General features: G+C 49.9%; 1 tRNA gene and 2 rRNA genes (1 of these 3 cut by a window edge). All 3 read right to left on the bottom strand.

Annotated elements, in window-relative coordinates:
• Positions 1–1,357, bottom strand: a 23S ribosomal RNA gene (locus QM830_RS10850); it reaches 1,545 nt to the left of the window's first position.
• Positions 1,358–1,479: 122 nt separating this feature from the next.
• Positions 1,480–1,552: transfer RNA gene (locus QM830_RS10845), tRNA-Ala, on the bottom strand.
• A 53-nt stretch (positions 1,553–1,605) separates the two neighbouring features.
• Positions 1,606–2,500, bottom strand: a 16S ribosomal RNA gene (locus tag QM830_RS10840); the annotation flags it as partial.

The raw sequence follows: 2,500 nt of genomic DNA, 5'->3' as shown, positions 1-2,500 counted from the left end.
GGACGAGCCTTCCCCTGGAAACCTTAGTCTTACGGTGGACAGGATTCTCACCTGTCTTTCGCTACTCATACCGGCATTCTCACTTCTATGCGTTCCAGCACTCCTCACGGTATACCTTCTCCACACATAGAACGCTCTCCTACCATACCTATAAAGGTATCCACAGCTTCGGTAAATTGTTTTAGCCCCGGTACATTTTCGGCGCAGGGTCACTCGACTAGTGAGCTATTACGCACTCTTTGAATGAATAGCTGCTTCTAAGCTAACATCCTAGTTGTCTGTGCAACCCCACATCCTTTTCCACTTAACAATTATTTTGGGACCTTAGCTGGTGGTCTGGGCTGTTTCCCTTTCGACTACGGATCTTAGCACTCGCAGTCTGACTGCCGACCATAATTCATTGGCATTCGGAGTTTATCTGAGATTGGTAATCCGGGATGGACCCCTCACCCAAACAGTGCTCTACCTCCAAGAATCTTAATGTCGACGCTAGCCCTAAAGCTATTTCGGAGAGAACCAGCTATCTCCAAGTTCGTTTGGAATTTCTCCGCTACCCACAAGTCATCCAAGCACTTTTCAACGTGCCCTGGTTCGGTCCTCCAGTGAGTTTTACCTCACCTTCAACCTGCTCATGGGTAGGTCACATGGTTTCGGGTCTACGACATAATACTATTGCGCCCTGTTCAGACTCGGTTTCCCTACGGCTCCGTCTCTTCAACTTAACCTCGCATCATATCGTAACTCGCCGGTTCATTCTACAAAAGGCACGCTCTCACCCATTAACGGGCTCGAACTTGTTGTAGGCACACGGTTTCAGGTTCTATTTCACTCCCCTCCCGGGGTGCTTTTCACCTTTCCCTCACGGTACTGGTTCACTATCGGTCACTAGAGAGTATTTAGGGTTGGGAGATGGTCCTCCCAGATTCCGACGAGATTCCACGTGTCTCGCCGTACTCAGGATACTGCTAGGTATAAAGACTATTTCGAATACGAGGCTCTTACTCTCTTTGGCTGACCTTCCCATGTCATTCTTCTATAATCTTTAAGTCCACATTGCAGTCCTACAACCCCGAAGAGTAAACTCTTCGGTTTGCCCTCCTGCCGTTTCGCTCGCCGCTACTAAGGCAATCGCTTTTGCTTTCTCTTCCTGCAGCTACTTAGATGTTTCAGTTCACTGCGTCTTCCTCCTCATATCCTTAACAGATATGGGTAACAGGCATTACCTGTTGGGTTCCCCCATTCGGACATCTCTGGATCGTCGCTTACTTACAGCTCCCCAAAGCATTTCGTCGTTTGTCACGTCCTTCTTCGGCTTCTAGTGCCAAGGCATCCACCGTGCGCCCTTATTAACTTAACCTTATTTTTGGTCTTGCGACCTAAACTCTTTAAATATTTACAGCGTTTCGGTTTATTTTCTTGTTACTATTTGATATAGATATTCAATTTTCAATGTTCAAGATTAACACCCTTAAGTGTTAATGGAGCCTAGCGGGATCGAACCGCTGACCTCCTGCGTGCAAAGCAGGCGCTCTCCCAGCTGAGCTAAGGCCCCACAAGACCTCTCAAAACTAAACAAGACCAACGTACAGGCTTCCATTTCCTTAGAAAGGAGGTGATCCAGCCGCACCTTCCGATACGGCTACCTTGTTACGACTTCACCCCAATCATCTATCCCACCTTAGGCGGCTGGCTCCTAAAAGGTTACCTCACCGACTTCGGGTGTTACAAACTCTCGTGGTGTGACGGGCGGTGTGTACAAGGCCCGGGAACGTATTCACCGCGGCGTGCTGATCCGCGATTACTAGCGATTCCGACTTCATGTAGGCGAGTTGCAGCCTACAATCCGAACTGAGACTGGCTTTAAGAGATTAGCTTGCCGTCACCGACTTGCGACTCGTTGTACCAGCCATTGTAGCACGTGTGTAGCCCAGGTCATAAGGGGCATGATGATTTGACGTCATCCCCACCTTCCTCCGGTTTATTACCGGCAGTCTCGCTAGAGTGCCCAACTCAATGATGGCAACTAACAATAGGGGTTGCGCTCGTTGCGGGACTTAACCCAACATCTCACGACACGAGCTGACGACAACCATGCACCACCTGTCACCTCTGTCCCGAAGGAAAACTCTATCTCTAGAGCGGTCAGAGGGATGTCAAGACCTGGTAAGGTTCTTCGCGTTGCTTCGAATTAAACCACATGCTCCACCGCTTGTGCGGGCCCCCGTCAATTCCTTTGAGTTTCAACCTTGCGGTCGTACTCCCCAGGCGGAGTGCTTAATGCGTTAGCTGCGGCACTGAGTCCCGGAAAGGACCCAACACCTAGCACTCATCGTTTACGGCGTGGACTACCAGGGTATCTAATCCTGTTTGCTCCCCACGCTTTCGAGCCTCAGCGTCAGTTACAGACCAGAGAGCCGCTTTCGCCACCGGTGTTCCTCCATATATCTACGCATTTCACCGCTACACATGGAATTCCACTCTCCCCTTCTGCACTCAAGTT

The organism is Streptococcus sp. OMI750 (assembly GCF_047463895.1).
GTDB lineage: Bacteria > Bacillota > Bacilli > Lactobacillales > Streptococcaceae > Streptococcus.
The sequence above is the reverse complement of the archived record's forward strand: the minus strand, read 5'-3'. Positions and strand labels throughout refer to the sequence as shown.